16 protein-coding genes and 1 pseudogene are annotated in these 26,985 nt (G+C 61.2%); 10 read left to right on the top strand and 7 right to left on the bottom strand.

Annotated elements, in window-relative coordinates:
- Positions 1–111 precede the first annotated feature (111 nt).
- Entirely contained in the window at positions 112–1,917 is a 1,806-nt protein-coding gene (locus OP10G_RS04230) for a zinc-dependent metalloprotease (RefSeq protein ID WP_227625057.1), read from the top strand.
- On the opposite strand, the gene OP10G_RS04225 is transcribed toward OP10G_RS04230, so the two are convergent.
- Positions 1,914–2,966 (bottom strand): ARPP-1 family domain-containing protein, encoded by a 1,053-nt coding sequence (locus tag OP10G_RS04225; protein WP_038472525.1) that lies wholly within the window; start codon positions 2,964–2,966, stop codon positions 1,914–1,916. The genes OP10G_RS04230 and OP10G_RS04225 overlap by 4 nt on opposite strands.
- A 135-nt stretch (positions 2,967–3,101) precedes the next feature.
- Positions 3,102–5,027: pseudogene (uvrA, locus tag OP10G_RS04220) on the bottom strand (excinuclease ABC subunit UvrA); the annotation flags it as partial.
- 76 nt (positions 5,028–5,103) lie between these two features.
- Between uvrA and OP10G_RS04215 the strand changes: the two are divergent.
- A complete protein-coding gene (locus OP10G_RS04215) occupies positions 5,104–5,676 on the top strand; it encodes a Uma2 family endonuclease (protein WP_025227131.1) in 573 nt (190 codons plus the stop codon).
- Positions 5,677–5,997: 321 nt separating this feature from the next.
- Here OP10G_RS04215 and OP10G_RS04210 read toward each other — a convergent pair whose 3' ends face one another.
- On the bottom strand, positions 5,998–8,034 hold the full coding sequence (locus OP10G_RS04210; RefSeq protein WP_025227132.1) for a S9 family peptidase: 2,037 nt from the start codon (positions 8,032–8,034) through the stop codon (positions 5,998–6,000).
- A gap of 92 nt (positions 8,035–8,126) precedes the next feature.
- On the opposite strand from OP10G_RS04210, the gene OP10G_RS04200 reads away from it, so the two are divergent.
- The 5 genes from OP10G_RS04200 (at position 8,127) to OP10G_RS04180 (ending at position 12,907) form a co-directional block, all read left to right on the top strand.
- Positions 8,127–8,447 (top strand): hypothetical protein, encoded by a 321-nt coding sequence (locus OP10G_RS04200; RefSeq protein WP_038472518.1) that lies wholly within the window; start codon positions 8,127–8,129, stop codon positions 8,445–8,447.
- 55 nt (positions 8,448–8,502) lie between these two features.
- The gene (locus tag OP10G_RS04195; protein WP_025227134.1) at positions 8,503–10,461 is read left to right on the top strand and encodes a hypothetical protein; all 1,959 of its coding nucleotides are present in this window, start codon (positions 8,503–8,505) and stop codon (positions 10,459–10,461) included.
- A complete protein-coding gene (gene dapF, locus OP10G_RS04190; protein ID WP_025227135.1) occupies positions 10,458–11,420 on the top strand; it encodes a diaminopimelate epimerase in 963 nt (320 codons plus the stop codon). Before OP10G_RS04195 ends, dapF begins: the two co-directional genes overlap by 4 nt.
- A gap of 98 nt (positions 11,421–11,518) precedes the next feature.
- Positions 11,519–11,983, top strand: a complete 465-nt coding sequence (locus OP10G_RS25615) for a TM2 domain-containing protein (RefSeq protein ID WP_084179737.1) — start codon at positions 11,519–11,521, stop codon at positions 11,981–11,983.
- A 105-nt stretch (positions 11,984–12,088) separates the two neighbouring features.
- Positions 12,089–12,907, top strand: coding sequence for a hypothetical protein (locus OP10G_RS04180; protein ID WP_025227137.1), 819 nt, complete (start codon positions 12,089–12,091; stop codon positions 12,905–12,907).
- Positions 12,908–12,915: 8 nt separating this feature from the next.
- On the opposite strand, the gene OP10G_RS04175 is transcribed toward OP10G_RS04180, so the two are convergent.
- The 4 genes from OP10G_RS04175 to OP10G_RS23950 form a co-directional block, all read right to left on the bottom strand.
- Positions 12,916–15,234 carry a putative bifunctional diguanylate cyclase/phosphodiesterase gene (locus tag OP10G_RS04175; RefSeq protein ID WP_144240988.1) on the bottom strand — a complete coding sequence of 773 codons (2,319 nt, stop codon included), beginning with the start codon at positions 15,232–15,234 and terminating at the stop codon, positions 12,916–12,918.
- 296 nt (positions 15,235–15,530) lie between these two features.
- Positions 15,531–16,463 carry a metallophosphoesterase family protein gene (locus OP10G_RS04170; protein WP_038472514.1) on the bottom strand — a complete coding sequence of 311 codons (933 nt, stop codon included), beginning with the start codon at positions 16,461–16,463 and terminating at the stop codon, positions 15,531–15,533.
- Positions 16,464–16,537: 74 nt separating this feature from the next.
- Entirely contained in the window at positions 16,538–18,079 is a 1,542-nt protein-coding gene (lpdA, locus tag OP10G_RS04165) for a dihydrolipoyl dehydrogenase (protein WP_052547528.1), read from the bottom strand.
- Positions 18,080–18,352: 273 nt separating this feature from the next.
- Positions 18,353–20,629 (bottom strand): CHASE domain-containing protein, encoded by a 2,277-nt coding sequence (locus tag OP10G_RS23950; RefSeq protein ID WP_025227141.1) that lies wholly within the window; start codon positions 20,627–20,629, stop codon positions 18,353–18,355.
- Positions 20,630–20,838: 209 nt separating this feature from the next.
- Here OP10G_RS23950 and OP10G_RS04145 point away from each other — a divergent pair, with 209 nt between their 5' ends.
- Genes OP10G_RS04145 through OP10G_RS04135 form a run of 3 tightly spaced genes read left to right on the top strand, consistent with a single transcriptional unit; the run spans position 20,839 to position 26,969 of the window.
- Entirely contained in the window at positions 20,839–22,107 is a 1,269-nt protein-coding gene (locus OP10G_RS04145; protein WP_025227142.1) for a TolC family protein, read from the top strand.
- 12 nt (positions 22,108–22,119) lie between these two features.
- A complete protein-coding gene (locus tag OP10G_RS04140; protein ID WP_025227143.1) occupies positions 22,120–23,850 on the top strand; it encodes an efflux RND transporter periplasmic adaptor subunit in 1,731 nt (576 codons plus the stop codon).
- Positions 23,850–26,969 carry an efflux RND transporter permease subunit gene (locus OP10G_RS04135; protein WP_025227144.1) on the top strand — a complete coding sequence of 1,040 codons (3,120 nt, stop codon included), beginning with the start codon at positions 23,850–23,852 and terminating at the stop codon, positions 26,967–26,969. The genes OP10G_RS04140 and OP10G_RS04135 overlap by 1 nt, the downstream gene beginning before the upstream one ends.
- The last annotated feature ends 16 nt before the right edge of the window (positions 26,970–26,985 follow it).

The raw sequence follows: 26,985 nt of genomic DNA, 5'->3' as shown, positions 1-26,985 counted from the left end.
TCCTCTGCGGCGACCGTCCCCTGCCAAGGGCCGTTGACGGCAACATCGGCAGGCGGACGCCAGCTCCTTCATTTGAAGGCAGACGCGTTCGATCGTCCGATGCTGTGGAACGTGCAGTTAGAGGGCCCGGAGACGAGCAACCAGTACACGATTCGCCTCGCGCAATCGCTGCAAGTTCGATGGGTTCGGAAGGAGGGCTCGATCGACCTGGTTGGTCTAACAAAGGATCGGGCCAGCGGCCGCTTTCAGGAGCACCTCGTCCATTCCTTCGACGTGCGGCCAGGGGAATCGATCGACGTCGGTCCGATCCTTCGTGGCGACGTGCCCGAACTGTCGCCCGGATGGGCACTGCATGCCAACGGCGTTGACTCACAGAGGACGCGGGTAGAGCGGTTTGACGGCGATTCCGAAGGGTTCCAAGCCCGCGTCCACGCCGTGTTCCCACTAAAAGAAGCCAGGCCGGTGGTCGCCACGGTGTACCACTCGCTCGTTTGGCTGCCCAAGGATCAAATGCCTGGCTTAGCACCCGACCCGCGGATCGGCTATCTAGATCTCGACGGCCCGAACGGCAAGCACATTAGGAAATTCCGGCTGGAAGGTCAGCCGCGCGCCGACGGCCGCTTTATCCCGGCCCACCCGATCGTCTTCGAAATCGCTCCGGAGGTCCCTAAGATCTGGCGGCCTTACCTCCGGGGGGCCGTCGAGGAGTGGAACCAGGCTTATCGGGCTCTCGGGTGGGAGAACGTGCTTGGATGCCGGGATGCGACGGCGGACGACACATGGAATCCGGCCGACATTCGACGCAGTGTGATTCGCTGGAGCGACGGCTCGGGCGAAAACGCCACGGGATACGCCGTTTCCGATCCGCGAACGGGGGAGACCCTTTCTGGGAAAGTCGTGATCGGATCGCGGGTGATCGGACTCCTGGCCAGAACCTACGTCGTTCAGGCCGCTCCCGGCGATCCGGCGGCGCGCCGTTGGCCGTTGCCGGTGGACCTCCAGGGGAGGCTATTGCAGTACACGGTGGCGCACGAGATCGGCCACGTGCTGGGGCTGGACCATAACTCGCTCGCGAGTTCCGTCTATACCGTTGCCCAGCTTCGCAACCGGGCATTTGTTCACGAGCACGGAGCCGTCGCCTCGATAATGTCGTACGGCAGATTTAATTACGTGGGCCAGCCACAGGATCGAGCGGTCAGGATTCCCGAGGTAGGAGACTACGACCGATTTGCTCTTCGGTTTGCCTATTCACCCACACCGATCGACCGGGACGCCTTGCTTGCCGAACAAAAAACCCATCGTGATTTTCGCTTCGCCGAATGCGGGGGAGGGCCTTCGCGGGACCCTGACGTCCAGTGGGAGAAGCAAGGATGCGAGACGATGCTCGCCACCGAGCTTGGACTGAGAAATCTCCGGTTCGTCAGCCGGATGCTGAGGGGATGGCCTTCGCCCGTGCCGATCAACCTGCGGAACGCCGTCTGTAACCAGTGGTCGTTAGAAGTTGGTCATGTGATCGCCTACGTCGGCGGTCGCCGGGGGTCGCAGGCGGTGAGCGGGCCGCCCGGCGACGTTTCGCGGGCCGAGCAGATCCAAGCCTTGAGGCTTGTCTTGAGAAGTTTGATGGGGGATGCCGCGATGCTCAACCATCTTTCCGAAGCCGGCTTCGCCAAAACCGTGGACGAGACGTTCGCCCTCCTGCTGGACCCGGGGCGCCTTTCTCGGCTAACCGAACTCGGGCTCGCCGAGATCTTCGGCTCGATAGAGAGCGCACTATGGACGGGGCCTCCCCGATCTCCGGAGATCCGGACGTTACGGGTGCGATACCTTCGGACACTTGTTCGAACGGGAACGGACGAATCCGTTCCCGTACCTCTGCGCAAACTGGCCGCCCAGGAAGCGGTTAAATTGGGTGGCTAGCCGCCTCCCTTCTTATCCTTGGGATGATAGGTGCCGTGACCTAGTCCGCCGGGTGATCCGCCAATGACCGAGCTTGGACTGGCCAAACCGCCGCTGAAGGATCGGTTTCCGGATTCATACCCGGCGATTGCTCCGTCTTGGAGCCGGAACGTATTTCCCATCGCCGAGCGCTCACCCCGGCTCCGTCCCGCCTTCACGATGTCGGCGAGGAATTGGGAGCAGACCTTCTGGTCCACCGACGTCTTCTTCGAGTGCGGCGCGAGTTGCGCGTCCACCGAATAGCTCTTGAGGAGCTTGTCCCGGTTATGCGCGAACAGATTTGGGTTGCCGAAGATATCCGCCGACTCGACCTTTCCGTTGAGCCAAAAGATCATACCGACGGTCTTGCCGCTCTGGTGGAACTTGGCCTTCATCTCCGCGAGGAGCCGATCGGCATTCTTCTTAACCGTCGGATCGTTGAGAGTGCCCCGGATCGTGCCCGTACTGGGCGCCGCTTTGGCTTTCCCATTCGTCTCGGCGACCTTGGCCCAGACCTTGGTTTGGTCTTGTGACTCGGATGCCGTCGCCCGTACGCCCGCCACCACAAGAGTATCTGCCGCTTGGAATGCCGGAGTTCCGTTCCATCGGCCGTGTTCGACGCAGAAAACGGGTACCCGGCGTCGCTCGTGAGGAGCGACGATGCAGTCCTTCGCCACGATCCGATCCTGCTGGCCGCCGAGGAGCAGCTCGCCGGCCAGAAGCAAGATCGGCCGGGTGCCGTTGTTCTCGACCTCGACGTCGTTGACCTCTCCGCCGCCCTGGACTTCGATGACCTTGACCACTCCTAGCTTCATCGCCTCGAAGAGCGTCATGTATTCCTCCCGCGACAGCGGAAGGGTCGACTCGATCGGGACGACCGCCACCGAGCCGAGTTGGACCGGCTGGCCAAGCGTTAGCTTGGCCTGAATCATCTTCGCCGCCTGAGCCGGCCGCTTCACCCGCTTTGTTTGCTTTGCCTGCGCGCCACCAAGCGCCAGCACAACGAGAACCGTTACATTTGCAAGTCCCATGGATTTCCTCCGTCGGTTTTCCGAGAGGTGGGTGTCGCTCCTTGGATGTAAGGTTCAACGTAGCGTCGGCGTCCTCGCCGATGAATCCGAATGTCATCGGCGGGGAAGCCGACGCTACACGGGGCTCGGCGTTTTCGGCGCGCGACGTTCCTTGGGGATTTCGATCTCGCGAGTGCCGTTTAGGTACTGCGCGGTGAGCGCGTCCGACTTCAGGAACTCCGCCACGGTTCCTTCCGCAACGATGTGGCCGCCATGCTCGCCCGCGCCGGGTCCGAGCTCCAGGATATGGTCGGCTTCCAGCATCGTTTCCTCGTCGTGCTCAACCACCAAGACGGTGTTGCCGATGTCGCGGAGCCGCTTCAGCGTCTCGATGAGCTTCCGGTTGTCGCGCTGGTGAAGGCCGATCGACGGCTCGTCGAGGATGTAGAGACATCCCATCAGGCCGGATCCGATCTGGGTGGCGAGCCGAATCCGCTGAGCTTCGCCGCCCGCGAGAGTGCGTGCATTTCGGTCCAAAGTCAAATACCCAAGCCCGACGTCCTGGAGGAACCGGAGTCGCTCCAATACCTCTTTCACCGCCCGCTCACCGATGGCGAGCTGGCGAGTGCTCAGTTGAGCCGCCATCCCCTGGAAGTAGCCGAGCGCGTCTTCGATCGCCATGCTCGTCACCTCGCTCATGTCCCGGCCGGCGACCTTAACGCTCAGCGCTTCCGGCTTGAGTCGCTTGCCGTGACAAACCGGACATGGCTTCGTGGCCATGTACTGCTCGAGGTCTCCCTTCACCCACTCGCTTTCCGTCTCGTCGTAACGTTTCCGGAGCGAGGCGAGCACCCCTTTCCACTCCGTTTTGAAGCTTCGCTCGGTGCGGGAGTACTTCATCACGACGGTGATCGGCTCCTCTAACCCGTACCAAACCGCGTGCATCCCTTCGGGCGGGATCTCCCGGACCTGCAACTTGGCGTCGAAGCCGACCGCTTTGCCCACTGCGTCGAGCATCTCCGGCCACCAGTCCTTCACCTCGCCCGACTTGTAGACGAACGGAAGGATCGCGCCATCGCGTAGCGGCTTCGAATCGTCTGGGGTGATGAGCTCGGGGTCGAACTCGGTCTTCGTTCCTAGGCCGGTGCACTCGGGGCACGCGCCGAAAGGCGAGTTGAAGGAGAAGAGGCGCGGCTCGAGTTCCGGGAGCGAGTAGCCACAGACCGGGCACGAGTAAGCCTCGGAGAAAAGAATATCCACCGCGCTGCCGCTATCGGAAGCCGCGTCGCTCTCCGCTTGCTGTTCCAAAAGCTGGACGACCCGCGCCGGAATCTCGGCCCCTTCCTTGAAGTCCAGCGAGAGGGTGACAAGGCCACTCCCCATCTTGAGCGCGGCTTCGATGGAGTCGGAAAGCCGTCGCTCGATCCCTTCTTTGACCACGATTCGGTCGACGATGACTTCGATGGTGTGCTGCTTATACCGGTCCATCGGGATCTCGTCGGTCACCTCGTACATCTCGCCGTCCACTCGAACGCGGACGTAACCCGCCTTGCTGATGTCTTGAAGGACCGACTTAAACTCACCCTTTCGCCCTCGTACCACGGGCGCCAAGATCTGCATCCGCGTCCCCTCGGGGAGCGATTGGGCAACGTCGACGATCTGATCGGTGCTCTGCCGTTCGATCGGGCCGTGGCCATTGATGCAATACGGCGTGCCGACGCGCGCGAACAGAATCCGGAGATAGTCGTAGATCTCGGTGACGGTTCCGACGGTAGAACGCGGGTTCTTGCTCGAGCTCTTTTGGTCGATGCTGACCGCCGGTGACAGACCGTCGATATGGTCGACGTCCGGCTTGTCCATCTGCCCCAAGAACTGCCGAGCGTAGGCGCTGAGCGACTCCACGTATCGCCGCTGACCTTCCGCGTAGATCGTGTCGAAGGCAAGGGAGGACTTGCCAGACCCGGAGAGCCCGGTGATCACGATGAGCTGATCCCGTGGGATCTCCACCGTGACGTTCTTCAGGTTATTCTCTCGGGCGCCGACAACGACAATCCGGTCGTTCCCTCTGCGTTCGTGGGCCATTGAGAGAGTTTACTAGAAAAGCGTAGACGCTTCTATACGGTTTGTGGGCTTTTCACCGTTGGAGAATAATAGAGGCATGAGCGTCGCGCCTTTGCACCTTAAGCGGTGGACACGGGATGAATTCCATCGGGTGATAGAGAGTGGCCTTATGGAGCCTTCCAAGCGGCTGGAACTCGTCGACGGCCAGATCGTGGAAAAGATGACTCACCATCCGCCGCACGTCATTTGCATCGAAGCGATTACGCGCCTATTGATTTTACGCGTGGGCCAGACCCACAGCATCCGTTCCCAAGCCCCGATTGCTCTCAGCGACATCAGCGAACCAGAGCCGGACCTCACGGTGGTACCAGGCCGTCCTGCGGACTACCTCAAAGGTCATCCGACCCCAGAGCAAATCGACATGCTTATCGAGGTTTCCGACAGCTCTCTCGATCGCGATCGCCGCTACAAAGTGCCGCTCTACGCGAAGGCGGGAATTCGGGAGGTTTGGCTTGTCGACGTCGATGGGCGGAGGTTAGAGGCGTACCGCGAGCCGTCTCCCGAGGGTTACCGGATCGTGACAACCCTCGCCTACACGGAACGACTCGCCCCCTTGTTCGCCCCCGGCATCCTGATCAACGTCATCGACCTTCTTCCGCCTGCGCAGTAATCCGCACGTGGCACTGGCATCTTGCCCAATGCCATCAAGTTTGTCGAACGAACCTTCCGTCCGGAGTTAATACAAAGGCGCCAAGGCACAGAGACACAAAGATCCGGTCGGCATTTGCTCCACCGGCACGTCCAGTTGCCAAGAACTCCGTGCCTTCGTGTCTCTGTGCCTCTGTGTTTGTATTCTCCGAGGGTTCGCCAGGGCAAAAACTGGATGGCATTAGGCTTCTAGCCAGTGGGTCCCAAGGGCAGCCTGCCCTTGGCCTTTTCACACGACCAGGATGGTCGTGATACACATGGGCTGGAAGCCCATGCCACGGTGCTACTTTAGGAACTTATCGAGCCACGACACCATTTCTCCCAGTCGGTGAAGGCGCAGGTCCGGGGGGCCGGAGCGGCTCATACCGTGCGAGGTGTTGCTAGGGTATCGGACGAAGCGCGACTCGATCCCCTGCTGCTGGAGCGCGGTGAAGACCTGCTCGCTTTGCTCGACGTTGCAACGTAAATCCCCCTCGCTGTGAATGATCAGCGTCGGCGTCTTCACGTTCTCGAAGTAGGCGATCGGGGACTGCCGCCATAGCTCTTTGATCGCGTCGAGGTCGCCCCAAGCAACCCCTTTGAAGTAGCCGTTCTTGTTGAACGGGAAGTCGCTGTTGCCGGCCATCGAGACCATATTCGACACGCAACGATCCGAGATCGCACACCGGAAATCGTCGGTGTGGCCGATGACCCAGTTGGTCATGTAGCCGCCGTAGGAGCCTCCCATCACCGCCATCTGGCCGGGATGGATGTACGGTTGGTGCTGCATCCAGCGGGTGACGGTTTGCACGTCCTCCCAATCCTTGTTCCCCCAGTCGCCTTGGATCGCCTTGCAGAACGCCTCGCCATACCCTTTGCTTCCGCGGGGATTGCTGAAGACGACCACGTACCCTTGCGCGGCTAAGAGCTGGAACTCGTGGAAGAACGCCCACCCATATTGCGCGTGCGGGCCACCGTGGATTTGCAGTGCGGCGGGGTAGCGGCGCGGCTCCAGGTAGTCGATCGGCTTCATCACCCAGGCGTGGACCTTGACGCCATCGGTCGAGTCGAGCCACACCTCTTCCGGCTCGCTGAGCTGGATCTCGTCGTGAAAGGCTCCGTTGAGGTTCGTAAGAACCTTCGGTACCAGCCGGCCGGTGCCAAGCTCGGCTTGGATGACCGCGACCTCCGGCAAGCGGGTTGCGTTGCCGACGATCGCGCCAATGCGGCGGCCGTCGCTCGACACGTTGCCGATGCCAATGTGGCCATGCCCTTCGGTCAAGAGCTCGACTCCGCCGTGGACGTCGACGAACCCCAGTTGCGTCTCGCCGTGGTGGCCCACTTGCACGTAGAGCCCGGTGCTGTCCGGCTTCCACTCCAGAACGGCGCCGTGGCCGGCGTCTTTGGTGTCGCTCAGCGTCCCGGCGGCCATGTCGTAGTCGAGGTGTCCGGTCAGGTCCTTCGGCTCGCCGCCATCGGCGCGGACGACGTAAATCTTAGTGTTTCTCGTACCCCAAGGGTCGTTCTCGTCGACGTCGCCCGCATACGCGATCCACCAACCGTCCGGTGACCAGCGAACGGATCCCTTTTCTCCCTTGGGTAGCCCCTCCAGTTTCCAAGCTTGACCGGTTAGGTCGACGCGCCAGATCTGGGTGTTGGGTGGCTCGGACATCGGGCGGGCGCTGGCGCTGCGGGCGACCGCCAACTCCTTCGAATCCGGCGACCAGTCGAACGAAAACTCCGCGTACAAGTTCTCGTCGTAAAGCCAGTCGTGTCCATTCGCGCCGACGAGCTTGCCGGTCTCCGCCTCGACCACGTAGATCCGGTACCGCTGCATTCCGAAGTAGCCGTCGCCGTCGAGCCGGTACCATACGTCGTCGGTGACCAGCGGAGGCGAAGACAGCCCCTTCTCTTCACGCTCCTTCTTCGCTTTCTCGGTTCGGTCCGGGATCTGCTCGCGAAACCCGAAGGCGATCATTCGTCCATCGGGCGACCACCGCATTTCCCCGAGCGACCCTTCTGGAAGGCTCGTCAGTTTTCTGGCTTCGCCGCCGGACGCGGAGATCAGGTAGATCTGCGAATTCGGCTTGTCGCGGCCGCTCACGAACGCGATCTGAGAGCCGTCCGGCGACCATCGCCCCTGACCGGCGCCGGCCTCGCCCTGCGTCCACTGGGTGAGACGTCCTTCGAGGTCGACGGTGAACAGGTTGGTGATGTACTTGTTCTTATCGTCGATGGTCTTCTTGGCGAACAGCACACGGTCGCCGTCAGGAGAAATCTGGGCATCACCGACGAAAACGATCCGCAGCAGGTCCTCGGCACGGATGGGGCGCTTGGGCATTGGGCAAGTCTACTGCGTGAGACTTGCCCTAGGGGTCTTCGTTCTAGCAACGGACCGCATCCTTACGGCTCCACTTCACGTACGCTAGTTAAGTGCTGTTCAAGCTCGTATGGTCCCTCGCCATGCTGTCGCTCGCCGCGTATATGCAGGCGCGGGCGCGGCATACGTTGGAACATGGGGATGACGAGGATGCCGACATTCCGCGGGGCCCGCTTCGGCGTATCTTCTCCCGCTTCTGGGGATATGTGCGCTGGGCTTGGGCCATCCTATTCATCGTCGCCGGCGTCGCGGTGTGGTTCTCGTGGCTGTGGGCGCTGGCAGTTCTTGCTCTTAGCTCGCTGCCGCCCCTCGTTGGAAAGGCGGTAATTCGGGAAGCCCAGGAAAGAACGCTCGGCGGACGAAGACGAAAGTAGGTCCGACGCCGTCGAAGCGCGCATTCAAGCCGTATGCTTAGGGGCGGATCGCCAAATGGAGCCGAATTGTAAGCCCCTGACCGATGTGCTGGACGACCTTCAGAAGGTCGCCGGCGACGCGCCGTTTCTGGCGCTCGGGCAAACGGTGTTTTGGGACGAGCCGATGAAGGCGGGCGTCTCGCTCATGGCGAAACGGCTCGGTAAGCCTCGCCGATTGATCGCGGGCGTGCACGATACCGATTACTTCGCCAAACTCCCCAGCGGATCGCGGGGCAACAACGGGCGATTTAAGGCGCTTCCTCATAACGACACCACGACGCGAGGACTCTGGAGCGCTGCCGGTGAATTCAGCGCGCTTTTCGGCAGCGAGACGGTCATCACCCGCGAGATGCTTCTAGCCGCGGGCCTCAGGCTTTCGCGGCTTCAGCAAGCACGGCCGAACATCTTGGACGAGGCTACGGAGGCATGGGGATGGCGCGGGATCGTCGCCCTGGGTGACCACGCTCCCGTCACTGCCGAGGTGCCGCTGAAGCAGCTCCTGCCCGAGCTAATGTCCACTTTCGACTGGGCGACCCAAGTTTCGCTAGACATGTTGGCGGGTGAGGGACGCCAGATGGCGGAGAAGCTGATGGACGAGCTCCGCGGCGAGATCTGCGATTTGAGCGACGGCCAAGCGACGACGCTCTCGGAATTCTACCAAAGGCTTCTGCCGATCTTTTACGACTTCTGCGCGAACGCGCATGTGGACTTGGAGACGACGCGCACGACGGAGCTCTTGAGGTTTAACCCATCGACGGCCGGGCTACCTCGGTTCGAGATGTTCGGCCTATTCGTCGACCCCAATACGCGCGAGATGGCGAACGCGGCGTACGACGAAGCGATCCAAGGCTCGTCTGGGCTGTATGAGGTGTCCCGTTTCGGGACCGGAGCGATCCCGTTCGATCTTGTTATTCCCGGCCTCGGGCGCGGAACGATCCGCCTTGGCAAGAAGGCGGCGGTGATCAACACGCCGGTTCCCCAGTTCCTGACCTATCGCAAACCGCTCACCTGCCTTCGCGACCTCGCCGAGCTGATCGAAGCGAAGTTTGGGTCGAACTGCGTCGTCGTGGGTAAGGCGGTCGCGCTCATCGGGATGCTGGCGCGGGATCATGTCTTCGTCTTTCACGAAGGGGCGAGCAGCTACGTTAAGCACAGTCGGCGGCTCCACGAGATCTTGGCCGCTAAGGGACATCCGCTCCCGATGAACCCTATCTTGCGGATTCGGTACGACACCTGGGCCGCGCTCAGGGTTTGCTGCTCGTGGCTTCGATTGCCGGAGCCGCTGCAACGGCCGTTCGGTACCGAAGAGGTGTGCGCCCCCAGCCTCTCGAACCGCTGGCGCGACGTCGCGGACGAGCAACGGGGGATCTTATCCGAGCTTGGGAAGCTTCGCCGTCCGATCGAGCTGATCCGGTTCCTAGATCAGCGGCTGGGCGGATCGTGGCGCTGTTTGGCTGAGGAATACGAGGGTCTCCATTCTCGCTTGCAGGCGCTACAGGAGGACTTGGCCAAGCTGAAGGAGCAGCGGCGAGCCCTCTATACGGAGCTGCGCGAGCTTCGGAAGCTTCGGGTGGAAGCCGAGATGGCGAAGGGACGCCATTGGCGGGAACGGATCTTTGAAAAAGAACCGGCTCCGGGCGATTTGGCGGAGCGGGAGCGGCTTACCCAGGAAGTGGAGAAAGTCTTACACGCTCGCACCGATGCCGACCGGCGCGTCCACGAGCTGCGGCGAGAGCAGCAGGCGCTGGTCAGCCACCCCGAGGTTCAGCGCGTCCACGAGCGCCGCCAGAGTATCGAACTCGAGGCAGAACTAAAGCGGCTGCGGATTATCCGCCAGGCGGTCACGGCGTCGCGCGGGATGGAGCAGGCGAATCGGCGGCCCAGCGCATGGTGGTTCCGCATCGTATGTCCGGACGGGCTGTGGTTCCGCGAGACCGTCGAGACCGCCGAGTACTACTTAGAGCCGTTGTCATGATCCGCCGAATCCCGTTCTGGAAACTTCAATCGGTCGGTAACGATTTTCCGCTCGTGCACCTTGCCGATATAGATGCCGCTCTCGAATTCGAGCGACAGGAGGAGCTGGCCAAAGCGCCGGAAATCGCACCGGCCCAAGTCGTCAAGGAGTGCAGCGTAACGCCCGATCAAGCCTTGCCGGATCCAGGCAAGGCTACCGAATTCTTAGGTCGGCTTTCGATCGCCATCTGCGACCGGCACTTCGGAGTGGGCGGGGACGGACTGTTGGCGATGGGGATGGAAGGCGAGGCGGTGCGCCTACGCATGTTCAACCCGGACGGGACCGAAGACTTCTGCGGAAACGGCATTCGGTGCGCGGCGGTGCACGCGCACGCGATGGGATGGGTGGGGAGCGACTTCACGATCAAGCATCTCGACCGAGAGGTACCGACCCATATCGGGGAGGGACAGGTCTCGACGGTGATCGGCATCGCCGATTACGATCCAAAGAAGGTGCCTCATACCGGCTTCGGCGAGATCTTTAACCGCACGGTTTGGAGCGGCATGGATGGTGGCCAGCCCCTGAGTCTCTTCGGCAGCGCCCTCACCACCGGCAGCACCCACGTGGTGATTCCCACGACAGCGCTCCCGGACCAGGAGATCTTCGAGTCGGTCAGCGCCAAGATCGAAGTCGACCCGCAGTTTCCGGACCGCACGAGCGTCATCTGGTCGAAAGAAGTGGCCCCCAACCAACTCGAACTGATGATCTGGGAGCGCGGCGTCGGAGAGACGCTAGGCTGCGGCACCGGCTCCTCCGCGGCCGCCGCCGACTACCTTCGCCGCAAGGGTCGGGGGGGGACGGTGGAGATCAAAAGCAAAGGCGGAACGCTTCAGGTTGAAATGTCCGATTGGACAGCACCGATCCAAATCTCCGGTACCGCCGAGCAGGTGTACCGCGGGGAATTTGCTTTTAAAGCTTGATTCTTGGCGAGCGGCTGCGAGGCAACGTGGGACGAGCGGACATCGTATTGATGGACGCCGGGATCATCGGTGATAATAGTGCGCGAGGGTCGCCCAGGATGTACAAAGTAATCGGAGCGGATGGCCAGATTTATGGCCCGGTGGATGTGGGCACCTTGCAGCAGTGGTGCCAGGAAGGGAGGATCGTGGCAGATAGCCGCTTGGTCGATCCGTCTGGACAGATTGTGAACGCGGCGTATGTCCCGGCTCTCAGCGGATTCCTTACCGCGCCCGGGTATCCCACGCAGACCGGCTATTCCAGCTACCCGAGGGGGTACGCGGCGCCGGCTTCCAGCAAGAGCAAAGTCGCGGGAATCCTCTTAGCCTTCTTTCTGGGATACCTCGGCATCCACCGGTTCTATCTCGGGCACATGGCTACCGGCACCGCGATTCTTGTCCTAACCATTGCCGGGTTTCTCACGTGCGGCATCACCAGCCTGATCGCGGCTGTGTGGGCGTTGGTGGACTGCATCCTCATCGCCACCGGCGGTTTGACCGACGCCTCCGGCCAGCCGCTGACCTAACCCTTGGAGCGCGGGCGTCCCGCCCGCCGCCCCCGCAATGCGCGCGTTCGTAGATCCCATAAAAAAACAGTGAACCATCGGGCGGCCTCGCGCGACTGACGGTTAGTGATCACGGCCGCCATCATCGTTCTTGCGTACAGCCAGGGGAAGTCGATCGACGGAGAAGCCGCCAAGGCGCGCGTCCGTACGTTCGCGAGGCAGGCCGGGTACCGGGATAAGTTCGAAGTTGTCAACGTTGCCCAAGTCGATGGGAAACGCTGGGGCGAAGGCGCCGTGACCTTGTGGACGATAGGTTTGCGGGCTGCGTCGGGTGGGTGGATCTCGGCCAACGTGCGCCCAGACGGTGCGATCAGCTACTTCTGCGTTGGAGGGTTCCAGCATAAGCCACTCAAGGTCGTCGACGCCGAGCGAGTCGCATGGGACCTGATCAAGGCCATACCACACCGAGAGCAACTCGAAATCGACTCGATCGGATCGGGGGAAAGTGGGGCCGGCGCGCAGTTCTTTCTGCTTGTGAACGGCAAGCGATTCTTCAACTTGAACCCAACCTACGGCTACTACATAACCTTCGACCCGTCCGCGAGGCAGATCACCTGGTTCGGACGGCAGGATCTACCGCCTGCCGTGAACGCCAAACGAGAGAAGATCTCTTCTGCCGCCGCAAAATCGGAATTCCTTAGATACGCCATGAATCCTGGCCAATACGACTCTGTCATTGGTCTCCTGTCGCCGAAGTGGCCGACGCCGATGGATTTGACCCCGCAACTTGGCTATTACCTACGGAAGCAAGAATCGAAAGCCCGGCTGGTTTACCGGGGCATCGTCTCGCCCCACGGCGTCAAGGCCAAGGGGGCTCGCAGCTACCTTAAGGTGTTTATCGACGCGCTTACGGGGGAGCGTATCGTGCCGGACGATCAATTGTAAGCCGCCGCCTAGACCGTAACTTTCGCTAAGACCGGCTCGTCACGGGGCGATGCCAGTAGAAGCGTGATTTCGCACGCCGGCAACGGTTTGGCGAAGAGGAAGCCCTGGCCGCAGTCGCATCCAAGCGACTGCAGAACGAGCAATTGCTCGTTCGTTTCGATTCCTTCGCTCGTCACGTCGAGACCGAGGGTACGCGCCATCGTAATCATCGCTCGTACCACCCCGTCGACCCGCGTGTCCTCGCCGAGAGGCCGGACGAACGTGCGGTCGATCTTGAGGGTATCGACCGGGAGCCGGCTCAGGTAAGCCATCGAGGAGTAGCCCGTTCCGAAATCGTCGATGGCGATCCGGACCCCCATATTCCGCAGCTCTTGGAGCACCTCGGTCATTTTCTCAAGGTCGTTCAGCATCGCACTCTCGGTAATCTCGAGCTTCAACCGGTGAGGGTCGATGACGAACTTTGCGAGTACGGCCCGGACGCTGGCGACGAAATCGGTCTGGTAGAGCTGTCGGCCGGAAACGTTGACGCTAATTCCGAGGTCCCGGAAGTGCCGGAAATTGACCTGCCATTCCCTTAATTGGGCGCATGCGTGATAGAGAACCCAGTAGCCGATCGGGCAGATTAATCCGGTCTCCTCCGCAAGCGGAATAAAGTCGTCGGGCGGCACCAATCCGCGCTGTGGATGATTCCACCGGACAAGAACTTCTACTTCGCGGAGGCGCCCGGTAGGGATATCGACGATCGGCTGATAGTTCAGTACGAGCTGACCCTGTTCGATCGCCGTGCGCAATTCCGATTCCATCTCTAGGCGCTGCATCGCCTGGACGTTCATGCTGTGGTCGAATACGACAAATCGTCCTTTCCCCTGCGCCTTGGCCTGGTACATGGCGGTGTCGGCGTCTCGGAGGAGGCCGTTCGCGTCCGATTGCGATTCGTCGCTCATGGCGATGCCGATACTGCCGGTGAAGAACACCTCGCGATCTCCGAGAAAGACCGGGTGTTCGAACGTCGCGATGATTCGCCGCGCGACCCGGATCGCGCCCTCGACGGTCGCGGCGCCGTCGAGCAGGATCGTAAACTCGTCGCCGCCCAGCCGGGCGACGGTGTCGCTTGGACGTAAAGCGCTTTGAAATCGCTCGCCAACCTTGACGAGAAGCGAATCGCCGGCTTGGTGGCCCAGACTGTCGTTGATGACCTTGAAGTTATCGAGATCGACAAACAAGATCGCGATCGGCTGGCTTTCCGCGCCGGCGGCGAGAAGCCGCTGAGAGAGCCGGTCCATGAACAGCGACCGGTTCGGCATTCCTGTCAAGCGGTCGTGGAAGGCGTGGTGGGTTAGCTCTTCCTCGAACCGTATCCGCTCGGTCAGGTCGTGGAAGGTAAGCAGCATCCCGTTAATGTCCGGATCATCGGCAAGGTCGTTGAGCTGCACCTGGAAGCACCGGTTCTCACCGGCCGTGGCCAAAATGCGGATCTGGGTGGCGGTCTGCGTCTCTCGCCCACCCTTGCCGTGCTCGAAGAATTGACGGAAGCGCACCGCGTCGTCCGGGTGGACCATGTTGTGCACGGACCGACCGATGTATCGTTCAGGAGCGAGACCCCATACTTCGCGGCAGGCGTCGCTGACCAAGGTGAAATAGCCGTCGTCGTTCGCCACGGCGATCACGTCCGCGCTGTTTTGAACCAACGATCGGAATCTTCGCTCGCTTGCCGCGAGCGCTTGTTGGCGGGCTCGCACGGCGAGGAGGGTCATCGTGCGGCGCTGATACCCGCTGACGAGGACCATGACGAGCGTTGCGCCCAAGAACAGGCCGACCGCGGTCGCAAAAGATGCGTACGCCGTCCAGCCTGCGGCTTCTCGCCCAACCTCGGCCTTGAGCTGCTTGGCCGCGCGTTCCATCCGTTGCGATTCGACCAAAGTCGTTTCGTTTTCGATCTGACGGGCAAGCTTGGTATCGCCGCGTGCGGACGCCTCCATCTGAAGGTGGGCCGAACGAAGGAAGCTGGCGAAACTCCCTTCGAGATCTAGGACGTTGTGCCCATGGCCGTCGGTCTTGAGCCGGTGAACGAGCGATCGGACCCGCCCCGCGATCATGTCGAAACCGCCTTGATCGTCGTCTTGTTCCACCAGTCCGAGCCGGTTTCGCAGCAGATAGAAGTCCGCTTGAACTTCGGCCAAACGGACCTCGTCGACTCGCCGGGTGTCCGAAGATACCGCGAGGTAGTGGATGACGACGAACGCCAACGCGGCTACCAACGCGCACATCGCCCCCACCATTAGGGTCGAATGCCGGCTGTAGGCAGGGACGGCAGGCCTACCGGTCACGTCTCCACCTCTGGGCGCGGCCGAGCCTGCCCATATTAAAAAGCCAGGCGTCGTTGCCTATTCTTTGGGGAGAGACTCCTCGCATCCAAGTGGTATATCGGCAGAAGGCGGTTGGTACTGTAGTGAGCCCTTCTTATTTCAACTCTTAAAGCCGACCTGCTGAAGTACAGCTTCAACCTTTGCGGTCGTGAACAAAAAGGGCCTACATGACCGCCGCCCTAGGGGGGGCTTGGCACGGGTTACGGCGGCACGGGCATCCGCCTGCACCCGTGGCACCCAACGCTCCCGACGATGAGTTAATACGATTCGTATCGGCTGAAGTGTCTGCCGTCCGAGAATAAGTCGACTACGCCGTAACCGGCTTTGGTTTCTTGCATGTCGCCGTTCCACCACGCGCCGCAGACCGCGCCGTTACAGACATGGGTAACGCCGGCGTAGTGGATGCGACTGCTCATATGGATGTGGCCGCTGAGGCAAAGCTTGACGTTTGGGTGGCGGGCAATGAGGTCCTTAAGGCGGCGGCCGTCGATGTGGGCCAACGTACCGGGGATGTGCCAGTGCTTGCCGCTCATCTCGGACGCGCCGAAGAATTGAGCGCCCGCGCTCAGGATCGGGATGTGCGTTACCAGGCAAATCGGAGTGGTCGAGGGGACTTGCGAGATGTTTGCCTGCAGCCAGTGCCACTGCGGAAGATCGAGGCGAGCCTCGTACCCTCGGAACGGCGTTTGGCCGATGCTGTCTAGAAAAATGAAGTGCCAGCCTGCCCGGTCAAAGCTGTAGTAGGTGGAATCGTATCCGGTCCACTCTTTCCACCAGCCTTTACCGAATCGAGGGTTTTCGGCGAGGGCGGCGCGGTCGTAGCGATCCCATCCCCATACGTCGTGGTTACCCAGGCAGTGATAGATCGGCACATCCACGTGGTCGCGAAGCATCTTTGCCGCTAACCCGTATTGAGCCGCCACGGCCTGCCCGTCCAGGCTCAACGCGTCCATCACGATATCCCCACCCTGGAAAATGACGTCCGGTTGCTCGCGCGATTTGATTCGCTCCAAACACTGGGCGAAACGGGCCGAGGCATCCCCATTTACCTGCAGATGGGTATCCGTGAGGTGGACGATGCGCAAAGAGCGCCGGGGTCTGTGGACTTTCCCCGGGATGGCGATCGCGGCAGCTCCGGCCGCACTAAGGCCACCGGCAATCAAGGAGCGCCTAGTAAGCCGCTCAAACATTGAATCATCGTACTTGCCAAAAAAGGGACGGAGGGAGCGCTGCTCCCTCCGTCCCTTGTTATTGCGCCAAATCCCTACATCTTATGGATGGCGTGCCCCTGAGCGTCCTCAAACGCTTCGAGTACCGCCTCCGCAAGGGTCGGATGGGCGTGGATCGTTTCGGCTATCGAGTCGATCGTCGCCTCGAGTTTGATCGCCACCGCCGCTTCGTGGATCATGTCGGTCACGTGCGGGCCGATCATGTGGACGCCAAGCACCTCGCCATACTTTCGCTCGGCGACGACCTTGACGAAGCCGTCCTGCTCGCCGATCGCCATCGCCTTGCCGAAGATCCGGAAGTTCGCCTTGCCGATCACGACGTCGTAACCCTTCTCTTTCGCCTCTCCCTCGGTAAGGCCGACGCTGGAGACTTCCGGGATCGTGTAGACGCAGTTCGGGACGACCTTGTAGTCGACCGCCTTGTTGCTGCCTGTAACCGCGTTGGTGACGGCGACGATTCCCTCGTGGGAGGCCACGTGGGCGAGCTGGATGCGTCCGGTAACGTCGCCGATGGCCCAGATGTTCGGTACGTGGGTTCGGAGGGTGTCGTCCACGACCTGAACCCCTCGCCGATGAAGCTGGACTCCGATCTTCTCGAGGTTCATTCCCTCGGTGTTCGCCTTTCGCCCGACTCCGAGAAGGACCACGTCCACCTCGACGACTTCGGCTTCGGTCCCTTTCTTAATATGCACCTTCCAGCCCTCGCCGGATCGCTCGCACTTGTCGATGGTCGCCCCCGTCTTGACTTTAACCCCTTGGCGGTTCATCAGCTTGCCGAGCTCCGCGCCGAGGTCGCTGTCCATCATCGGGATCAGGCTTGGCATCATCTCGACGAGATGAACCTCGCTGCCGAAGGCGTTGAGGACGTAGCTAAACTCGCATCCGACGGCGCCTCCGCCGAGGATCGCCACCCGCTTCGGAACGAACGGCATCGTGACCGCGTCGTCGGAGGTCCAGACGTTCTGGTCCCGCCCTCCCTCCAGTCCGGGAATCGGAAGGTGGATGACGGAGGAACCCATCGCCAGAATGAAATTCTTGGCCGTAAGCTTCTCCTTCTTTCCATCTTTCTCGACTTCCAGCGTGTGGGCGTCGACGAACGATGCGAATCCCTCTACGTGGCGGATGCCGTTCTTCTTGAAGAGCATCCCGACGCCGCCCCGTTGAGCGAGGACGATCTTGTCCTTCCGCTTCATGGTCGCGTCGAAATCGAGGCTGACGTCGCCGGCGACGTTAACGCCGAGCGCCTTGGCGTGCTTGGCGTGGTTCAGCCGCTCGGCGGAGCCGATCAACGCCTTGCTGGGGATGCAACCCCAATTGAGGCACGTGCCGCCCAGGAACTCCTTCTCTACGACGACGACCTTAGCGCCGAGCTGAGCCGCCCGAATCGCGGCGACATAGCCGCCAGGGCCCGCGCCGATCACTACTAGGTCCGCGTCGAAGTTGCCATCTGCCATTTGCTGTTCTTTCTCCTCGGGTGCAGGAATACTCGAGATCTGCTGGATAAGGGTCTCGATAGGCGCGGCAACCGCCGCGGGTCCAGAGTGAGGTTGGACGGGAGACTCGCCTTGTTCTTGCATCCAGCTTTCCTGCCGATTTACAGAAAGAGGATACCTTGGGAGCTAGGCGTTGAGGCGTTGAGGCGTTGAGGCGTTGAGGCGTTGAGGCGTTGAGGCGTTGAGGCGTTGAGGCGTTGAGGCGTTGAGGCGTTGAGGCGTTGAGGCGTTGAGAGCTTGATGCATTACCCTTTCCTTCACGCTCTGCGCTTCACGCCTAGCGCCCAAGACAATCTTCCCCCTCAGTCCACAAGCCACACGCCACAGTCCACATCCCTAGCGCCAAACGCCCAACGCCTATCCCCCCAACGTAAACCAGAACGTCGCCCCTTTTCCTTCCTCTCCCTCGGCCCAGACTTTGCCGCCGTGGCGGGCGACGATTCTCTGGACGGTGGCGAGGCCGATGCCGGAGCCGGGGAATTCGGTGGGGGAGTGGAGGCGCTCGAACGGGCTGAAGAGTTTGTTGCCGTATTCCGGGTTGAAGCCGACTCCGTTATCGCGGACGAATACCGCCCCATCTTTCATTCCGATCTCGATTAGTGGGTGCTCGGCGCGGGAGCTGAACTTCATCGCATTCGCGATGAGGTTGTCGAAGATGATATGCACCATGCGCGGATCGCCGTTGAGCTCTATGCCGGGCTGAATTCTGACTTGGAACTTGCCGGGGTCTTGGCCCAAGACGTCCGCCGCGGCGCTTGCGGCGATTTCGGATGCGTCGACCACCTGCCGGTGGATCTCGGCCCGCGTGAGACGCGAGAGGTTCAGGAGGGCGGTGATTAGCTCGTCCATGCGGCGAGCGGCGGCGCGAACCCGCTCCAGATATCCAATCGCCTCTCGGTCTAAGTTATGGCCGTAGTCGTCGATGACCGCTTTGCTGAAGCCATCGACGCTTCGCAGAGGAGCGCGGAGGTCGTGTGAGACGGAATAGCAGAACGCCTCAAGCTCCTTGTTCGAAGCCTCCAACTCGGTCGTCCGCTCGCGGACGAGCTCCTCGAGGTTTTCGAAGAGCTGGGCGTTGTCGACCGCGAGGCCGGCGCGAACGCCGATCTCTTCGGCGAGCATGAGGTCGTCCCGATCGTAGTGATTCCCCGATTCCGCCCAGACGAAGGAGATGGCGCCAAGCGTCCGGTCGCGTGCCTTCATCGGGACGACAATAAAGGAAGATAGTTGGAGCCGCCGGACGATCTCCCGGGTCTCCTCGTCGCGCATCGCATTTTCCAGCATTGCGGCGGGGACGTGCGAGTAGAGCTCAGCCTTCCCGGTTCGCAAGACGTTCGGCACACCGGTGAGCCCGTTTGGGTCGGGTGGATATTTCTTTTGGAGCTCGGCCGCCCATTGCAGCTTTGCCGGGTCGGTGTGGGCAACCGCGACCCGCCGTATGCTTCCATCGGGCTCTAGCATATCGACCGAGCACCAGTCGGCGAAGGAAGGAACGGCGAGGTTGGCCACCCCAGCGAGCGTGCGATCGACGTCGAGCGACTCCGTCAGCAACGCCCCCGCATGGGCGAGCAGACGCTGCTGGAACTCCCTCCGGTGGATCGTTTCCGCCGCTTTCGCCATTTCCCGATTCGTGCGGGCCTGGGCCATTGAGAGGGTCGCCAGCAGGGACGAGATGCATAACCCAACAATGGGAATCCAGTTGACGATCCCTTGATTGGAACCTTCCTGGAATGCCGGAAGCGCCGCGTAGCGGATGCCCCACTGGTGTCCAGCCATCTCTTGGGTATCGAACTGCGTCGGCGTCGTCGCCCTGGATAGTAAGTCTGAGTAAAGGAGATGGTCGGGGGTCTCCTTCGCATCGTCGTAAATAGCGAAACCGATATCGAGATCTTCCTCCGCTTTGTGAACGGAATCGAAGAGATCCTTGGCTCGAAACGGGCTGTAGATAAAACCGCTCAACTGCTGGCGGCGGAGTTCTACGGTGTTCGGATTCCCATGACGGTAAACCGGGAAATAGACGTTGAATCCCGGTTGAGGGGCTAGGCCGGTGTCCTGGATCAGGCGAACCACGCTGGTCATGGCTTCTTTGCCGGTGTCCCTGGCTTTATCCATCGCCTCGCGCCGCTCGGCCGAATACTGGTGCATATTCATGCCGATCGCCCGCCGATTTCGCTCGTCCTCCGGTTCCAGGTAGAGGATCGCGTGCTCTTCACCGCCGGGGGGAAAGATCTTAAAGCCGGCTTGCCCCTCTGCGCGCATACGGGCGATCACCCGGTCTCGCTCTCCGGCCGGTATGCGATAGCTGAAGCCTAAAGCGGGGATTCCCTGTAAGAGCCCTTCTTCGCCGATCGTCTGGTAATAGTCGTGAAAACGTTTCCGGTCGATATTCCCCTGGGTGCTGAACATCGCCGCCGTCGTTCGTAGAAAGGCGACCTCATGTTCGATCTGATTCCGTATGGAATTCCGAGCCCGCTGAACGGAATTTTGAAACCGCAGCTTGTCGCTAGCCTCGGCGACGTTGTGGGCCCCCTGCCAAATGAGGAGCGTGACGAGTAAGCCCAAGCCGAAGACCACGTAGGGTACGGCCCAGTCGCGCGCGCGTTTCCTCTCCAAGCTCTCTGGTCGCTCTTCCATTCAGGAGGGTCCCTATACGACGCGATCTCCGGTGGGGATTTCGCAGACCTAGGTCTATTGACCTCAGGCGTTTTCAGGAACTTACTATAGCCTCGCCCCGAAAGCTTGACGGAATTCAGATCGAGAATTGATTTTAAATAACCATGGGGGGGTATAGTTTCCGCGGCTACAGGTTCCGCGAAATGGCACTAGCGTCGACCTCTTTCGACATGAGACGTCCGGCATCGATTTTGCCGGCGATACTGACGACGATTGCGCTCAGCGCACATGCCTTTGCTGCCGACCCTCCCCTAAGCCCGGAGGAAGCGGTCAAGATCGGGCTGGCTCAGAATCCGCAGGTCGCCGCCGGGAAAGCGGGCGTAGCGTCGGCCTATGCGAACTACCGATCTATCGGCGCGATGTCGCCGATAACCTTGAGCGGCTCCCACGTTCAAGGCACGAGCACGGCCCCCACCCTCAACGGAACCAACAACGACACGTTCATCGATATCGGAGACACCTTCGATCTGAGCGGTCAAAAGCGTTACCAGGCGGCCGGCGCCAATGCGCAGTTCCGAGCGACCCGATACACGTTTCAAGAAACGCTGCTGACGTTGGAGCAGCAAATCCGGGACGCGTATTGGTCTCTGGCCGCGGCGCAGGCGCAAACCCGAATCGCCGACGTGGGCCTGGCGGAAGCTCAACGCGTACACGAGCTAACGGTGACCCAAGAAAAAGCCGGTTCGTCGCCTCGGGGCGACGTCGTGCGCTCCTCGATCGACGTCGCCAATGCCAAACAGGCCGTCTTTACCGCTCGGGGCGCGGAAAAAACGGCGCTCATCGCTCTGAACACCTTACTTGCCCGGGACCCCTCCACCCCCGAGGTGCTGAGCGTGGATCTCGGAGACTTTGCGGCCGTACCGCCTTCGCCGGTCCCTCCTCTAGAGGAACTTCAAGCTCAGGCTCTGGCCAACCGACCACTGTTGAAATCGGCGGCCGAGCAGACTCGGGCATCCGATTACGCCGTTCGGCAAGCCGAAAGAGCCCGCTTCCCCGACCTCACGATCGACTATCAACGCTCCACGAGGGAGTCGTTCGACACCCTCATCTTCGGCGCGAGCTTGCCGCTCTTCGACTTCGGAAGTATTCGCCATTCCATCCGGGCCGCGAAGGAAACGCGGAAACAAAACGAAGCGCTTCAACAACAGACGCGCCAGCAAATACAGCAGCAGGTGGCGCAGGCGTACTCCGACCTCGACATCGCCGTTCAGGCAGCCGCGGAGTACCGGAAGGAGATTCTCGAACCTTCCCTGACGCTGCTGGAAATGGCGCAGCTCGGATACAAACAGGGCGCGACCGGCATTCTGCCGGTGATCGACGCCGAGTCCACGATTCGAAATGCCCGGGTGGGCTACATCAACAGTTTGCTCGCGGTTTTCAAAGCTCAGGACGAGATCCTGGCCGCCACCGGCGAGCTTCCAAAAACCGCAAACAAGTAAGGCGTGCCGCCAATGCAGTCGAAACAAACAAAACCATTTCTAAAGGGCCTCGTCGCCTGCGCATTTGCTTCGGCCCTCGGCGGATGCGGCTCGCGAGAGCTGCCGGCAGAGAAGAAGGAGGAGTCTCCGGCGCCCAAGCTTGTGAAGTTGGGCGACCGGACGGCGGTTTCCCTGGATCCGCAATCCGTTCAGCTTGCCGGCATCACCGTGGTGACCGCTTCCACCGACGCGCTTAGCGGGTCGATGCAGCCCACGGGCGAAGTCGCCGCTACCGATACCGGCGCCGTTCAGATCACCTCCAGACTTCCGGGAAAGATCACGGACGCCACGATCGGAGTCGGAGATCGCGTCCACAAAGGGGAAGTTATCGCGCACGTCGACAGCGTCGATCTGGCAACCGCGGAGGCGGCGTATCAAACGGCGGTCTCTCACGCTAACCTGGCGCGCAACCAGCTTGCTCAACAGAAGAAGCTCGCCGGCTATGGCTCGATCAGCGAACAGCCTGTGGAAGACGCCCGGAAAGCTTCCGTGGCCGCCGATGCCGCGGTCGCCAGCGACGAAGCCCAGATCAAAGTTGACAAGCTCGCTCTCACCAGCACCAAGCAGCTCGTGGCAATGGGCGAGATCACTCGGAAACCGTTAGAAGACGCCCAAAACGCCTACTCCCAGGCACAATCCGCGGCAAGTCAGGCGGACACCACCCTGCACTCCACCAAGTCGAATTACGACCGCGCGGTGACCCTGTACAACGGAGGGGTCTACTCCCGGCAACAACTGGAAGACGCGGAGACCGCCTATAACTCGGCGCGCGCGGGCGACACGCAAGCCAAAACCGCGGAGCGGCTAGCCCGCGAGGAATTGACCCGCCAAGAGTCGATTTTCAACAAGAACTTAAACGGGGCCTCCTCCTTACAGGCGGCGCAAAGCAAGGTTCAGCAAGACGAGCACACCTACCAGAACGACCTCGTCGCTCAGCAGCTCGCCCATACCCAGTACCGGCGGGCGCTGACCGTTCGTAAGTCGGGAATACCCATTTCGCAAGCGCTGCAAGCGGCGCAAGACACTTTCGACGAGGCGCGGATCGCGGTTCAAGGAGCGGCGAACACGCTCAAGCTATACGGCGTGCGGCCCGGGGGATCCTCTGCCGGTGGGCGCATGGTGATTCCAATCGTCTCGCCCATCGACGGATTCGTGGCGGCGCGGAGCATGGTGGTGGGTCAGAACGTGGACTCAACCACGGTGCTTGCCCGGCTCGTGAACCTTGACCGGATATACATCGACGCCCAAGTGTACGAAAGCGACATCCAGGGAGTCGCCATCGGCGATTCGGTGAAGATCCACGTTCCGGCCTACCCGATGAGGTCGTTCACCGGAAGGGTGCAGTTCGTGGCCCACGAGGTGAGTCCGGATACCCGTACGATTTTGGTCCGGACCATCCTAAACAATCCGGGCTGGCTTCTCCGCCCGGGCATGTTTGCGACGGTATCGATCGGGAGCAGCCACCAAATCCGTTCTCTGTCGGTCCCTTCCGACGCGGTGATGCAGGATGGAGACAAACAAGTCGTCTACCTCCGCGTGGCAACCGGCGAGTTTATGAAGCGCACGGTTCGGGTAGGGGCGCCGGTGGGAGGAAAGACGCCGATCGTGAGCGGGCTCTCGCCCGGTGACCAGGTGGTGGTCGGCGGCAACGTTCTTCTATTGAAGGCTCAAGAGCAACTCGAAAGCGGGAAGAGCGGCGCCTAATGATCGAGCGCTTCCTCGAGGGGGTCGTCAAGCAGCGGTTCTTGTCGCTGGCGTGCGGGGTGCTTCTGGTGGTCGTCGGCATCTTGGCGATGCGGAGTCTGAACATCGACGCGTTTCCCGACATCACGCCGGTTCGCGTCGAGGTCGACACCAGCGCGCCCGGGCTTGCCAGCGAAGAAGTCGAAAAGCTCGTCACCCATCCACTCGAGGTCGGCCTCCAGGGGATACCGAAGGCTACCAAGATCAAGTCGGAGTCCAAGTTCGGCGTCTCGGTGGTGACCGTCTACTTCGAGGACGACGCGGATATCTATTGGGCGCGCGACCAGGTTTTCCAATCGCTCGGCGATGTCAGTATGCCGGCCGGCATCACCCCGTCGATGGGTCCGAACGATACGGGAACGGGCCAGATCTACATCTATGCGGTCAAAAGCCCGAGCCGTTCGAACATGGAGCTTCGAACGCTTCAAGACTGGACCGTCACGCCCGCGCTGAAAGCGGTCCCCGGCGTCGCGGATTGTCTTTCCTTCGGCGGTGAGGTCAAGCAGTACCAGGTGATGGTCGACCCGGACCGGCTCAAAGCGCATGGCCTGAGTCTCGACGACGTTATCGGGGCGATCGGCAAGAACAATCAGAACACCGGCGGCAACTACGTTCAGCACGGAGGCCAGCAGTACATCGTTCGCGGCATCGGAATGCTGGAATCCGCGGACGATATCGGCAACATCGTCGTTGCCGCGAAAAATGGAACTCCGACTTTCGTCAAGAACCTTGGAACGGTCCAGATCGGACCGGAAGAGCGGCAAGGATCGGTCAGCGAAGATGCCAAGGGCGAAGTGGTGTCCGGCATCGTGGTGCTGCGACTCGGCTCGAATACGTCGGACGTCATCCAGCGCGTGAAGGAACGGCTGGCCTCCCTGAAGAAAGATCTGCCGGCCGACGTCACCGTGGTGCCGCTCTACGACCAGTCGATCCTGATCAAGCACAGCATCGATACGGTAAGGGACGCCTTGATCGCGGGAGAGATCCTCGTGATCTTGATCCTCTTTCTTATGCTGAGCAACCTGCGAGCGGCGACGATCGCCGCGCTTGCGGTGCCGATCTGCATGTTGGCCGCATTCATCTTGATGTGGCGGGCGGGGATTTCCGCGAACCTGCTCTCGCTCGGCGGACTCGCCATCAGCATCGGAATGATGATCGACGCGAGCATCGTCGTCACCGAAAATATCTATCGCAACGTCAGCGAGACCTGGAAAGAGGGCGAAACTCTCGACTCGGTCGTACTGCGAGGAGTCGTGCAGACGGGCCGCCCGGTCCTGTTCGCAATCCTGATCGTCATCGCTGCGTTTATCCCGCTGCTCGCGCTCAGAGGGATCGAAGGACGGCTGTTCGTCCCGCTTGCCTTGTCGATCATTTTCTCGATGGTCGGCTCCGTGATCATGGCGTTCGTCGTAACGCCGGCACTCTGCCTGGTCCTGCTCAAGGGCGGCCACCCCGAGCCGGCGAACAAGCTCGTGCAGTGGATGCGGTCGCACTACGAGCGTTCGTTAGACAAGTCGATCCGAAAGCCCCGCCGAATTACGGTCATCTGGCTGCTCTTAACCGTCTTCAGCGTTTTTCTCTTTTCCATCACCGGATCGGAATTCCTTCCCAGCCTCGACGAAAACAATTTTCGGGTTCGCGCCACCCTTCCGACCAGCATTTCCTTGGATGAAGCGACGAAGCTGGCCGGGAAAATGCAGGCCGTCATCCTAAAGAATCCCAACGTCGAGCACGCTATCTGCTACGTGGGCCGTGCATCGCTGGGCGGGGACCCCGAGCAAGTTAGCAACTGCGAGATCTCCATCCCGCTAAAGCCGCCGGCGGACTGGGTTGGCGCTCACAGCAAATCCGAGTTGGAGCAACAGCTTCGGTCTGCCCTCAATCAGTTTGCCGGCGTCCAGCTTGAATTCTCCCAAGAGCTGGAAATGCGCAACGACGAGCTCATTTCCGGCTTCAACACTCCGATTGCGATATTCGTGAAGGGCGACGACACGAACGTCTTGCTCGCCAAGGCGAACGAAATCGCGAACCAACTCCGAAAGGTGAATGGAGCGACGGATGTGGCGGTCGAAGACGTGGCGGGCATCGACGATCTGGACATCGTTCCGAATCGCGCCGCGATCGCCCGGTATGGAATCAATGTCGCGGATGTGATGAACGTCGTGCAATCCGCCGTCGCGGGCACGGCCGCGAGCACCTTTTACGAAGGCGAAAAGCACTTCGACATTCAGGTGCGCATGATGCCTCAGTACCGGAACAACGCCCAAGCGATCGGCAACCTCTTGGTTCCCGCATCGTCCGGGCTGAAAATTCCTCTAAGCGAGTTGGCGACGATTCAGGTTCACCAAGGTCTCTCCGAGATCGGGCGCATGGATGCAAAGCGGCACGTCGCCGTCAAGGCCGACGTGCAAGGGCGTTCGGTCGGCGCGATCGTCGCCGATGCGAAGGCGTTGATCGCGAAGAACGTCGTCATGCCGCCCGGTTACAGCGTCGAGTTCGGCGGAGCGGTCGAGGAGTTGCAGCATGCGCTCGAGACTCTGTACTGGGCGGTGCCCGGCTCGTTGCTCCTCATCTTCGTCCTCGTTTACGCCTGTTTTGGGTCGATGCGCGACTCGTTGGTGGTGTTGACCGCGATTCCGCTGGCGATCATCGGCGGGACCGTTCTGCTGATCGCATTAGGCTTGCCGATCTCGGTGCCGGCGATCATCGGATACATCGCGAATTTCGGCACCGAGGTTCAAAACAGCACGATCATGGTTTCATCGATCAATCGCTGGCGCCGGGCCGGATACTCCGCCGCGGAATCGGCATCGTTCGGGGCGACGGAGAGATTGCGTCCGGAAATCTTGAGCGCCCTCATCGGCGTGCTCGCCTTGATTCCTTTCTTGATGACCTCCGGCATCGGCGCAACGGTGGAGCGCCCCTTGGCCGCCGTCGTTATCGGCGGCATCGCCTTCTCCCGTCCGCTGACCTGGTTCTTGGTACCGACCTTCTACGTCTGGCTGCATCGAGACCGGAAGGGAACGGGGAGCAATCGCTCCCGCCACCTCGACCCGGTCGACCTGCATGTCGTCGAGTAAATCGACCCGCGTCGAC

Source organism: Fimbriimonas ginsengisoli Gsoil 348 (genome assembly GCF_000724625.1).
In the GTDB taxonomy this organism is placed as follows: Bacteria; Armatimonadota; Fimbriimonadia; order Fimbriimonadales; family Fimbriimonadaceae; genus Fimbriimonas; species Fimbriimonas ginsengisoli.
The sequence above is the reverse complement of the archived record's forward strand: the minus strand, read 5'-3'. Positions and strand labels throughout refer to the sequence as shown.

Excerpts from the sequence above, each read along its gene's own strand:
- OP10G_RS04135 (WP_025227144.1), top strand. The coding sequence starts at position 23,850 with ATGATCGAGCGCTTCCTCGAGGGGGTCGTCAAGCAGCGGTTCTTGTCG.
- lpdA (WP_052547528.1), bottom strand. The coding sequence starts at position 18,079 with ATGCAAGAACAAGGCGAGTCTCCCGTCCAACCTCACTCTGGACCCGCG.
- OP10G_RS04145 (WP_025227142.1), top strand. The coding sequence starts at position 20,839 with ATGAGACGTCCGGCATCGATTTTGCCGGCGATACTGACGACGATTGCG.
- OP10G_RS04170 (WP_038472514.1), bottom strand. The coding sequence starts at position 16,463 with ATGTTTGAGCGGCTTACTAGGCGCTCCTTGATTGCCGGTGGCCTTAGT.
- OP10G_RS23950 (WP_025227141.1), bottom strand. The coding sequence starts at position 20,629 with ATGGAAGAGCGACCAGAGAGCTTGGAGAGGAAACGCGCGCGCGACTGG.
- OP10G_RS04215 (WP_025227131.1), top strand. The coding sequence starts at position 5,104 with ATGAGCGTCGCGCCTTTGCACCTTAAGCGGTGGACACGGGATGAATTC.
- OP10G_RS04140 (WP_025227143.1), top strand. The coding sequence starts at position 22,120 with ATGCAGTCGAAACAAACAAAACCATTTCTAAAGGGCCTCGTCGCCTGC.
- OP10G_RS04210 (WP_025227132.1), bottom strand. The coding sequence starts at position 8,034 with ATGCCCAAGCGCCCCATCCGTGCCGAGGACCTGCTGCGGATCGTTTTC.
- dapF (WP_025227135.1), top strand. The coding sequence starts at position 10,458 with ATGATCCGCCGAATCCCGTTCTGGAAACTTCAATCGGTCGGTAACGAT.
- OP10G_RS04225 (WP_038472525.1), bottom strand. The coding sequence starts at position 2,966 with ATGGGACTTGCAAATGTAACGGTTCTCGTTGTGCTGGCGCTTGGTGGC.
- OP10G_RS25615 (WP_084179737.1), top strand. The coding sequence starts at position 11,519 with ATGTACAAAGTAATCGGAGCGGATGGCCAGATTTATGGCCCGGTGGAT.
- OP10G_RS04195 (WP_025227134.1), top strand. The coding sequence starts at position 8,503 with ATGGAGCCGAATTGTAAGCCCCTGACCGATGTGCTGGACGACCTTCAG.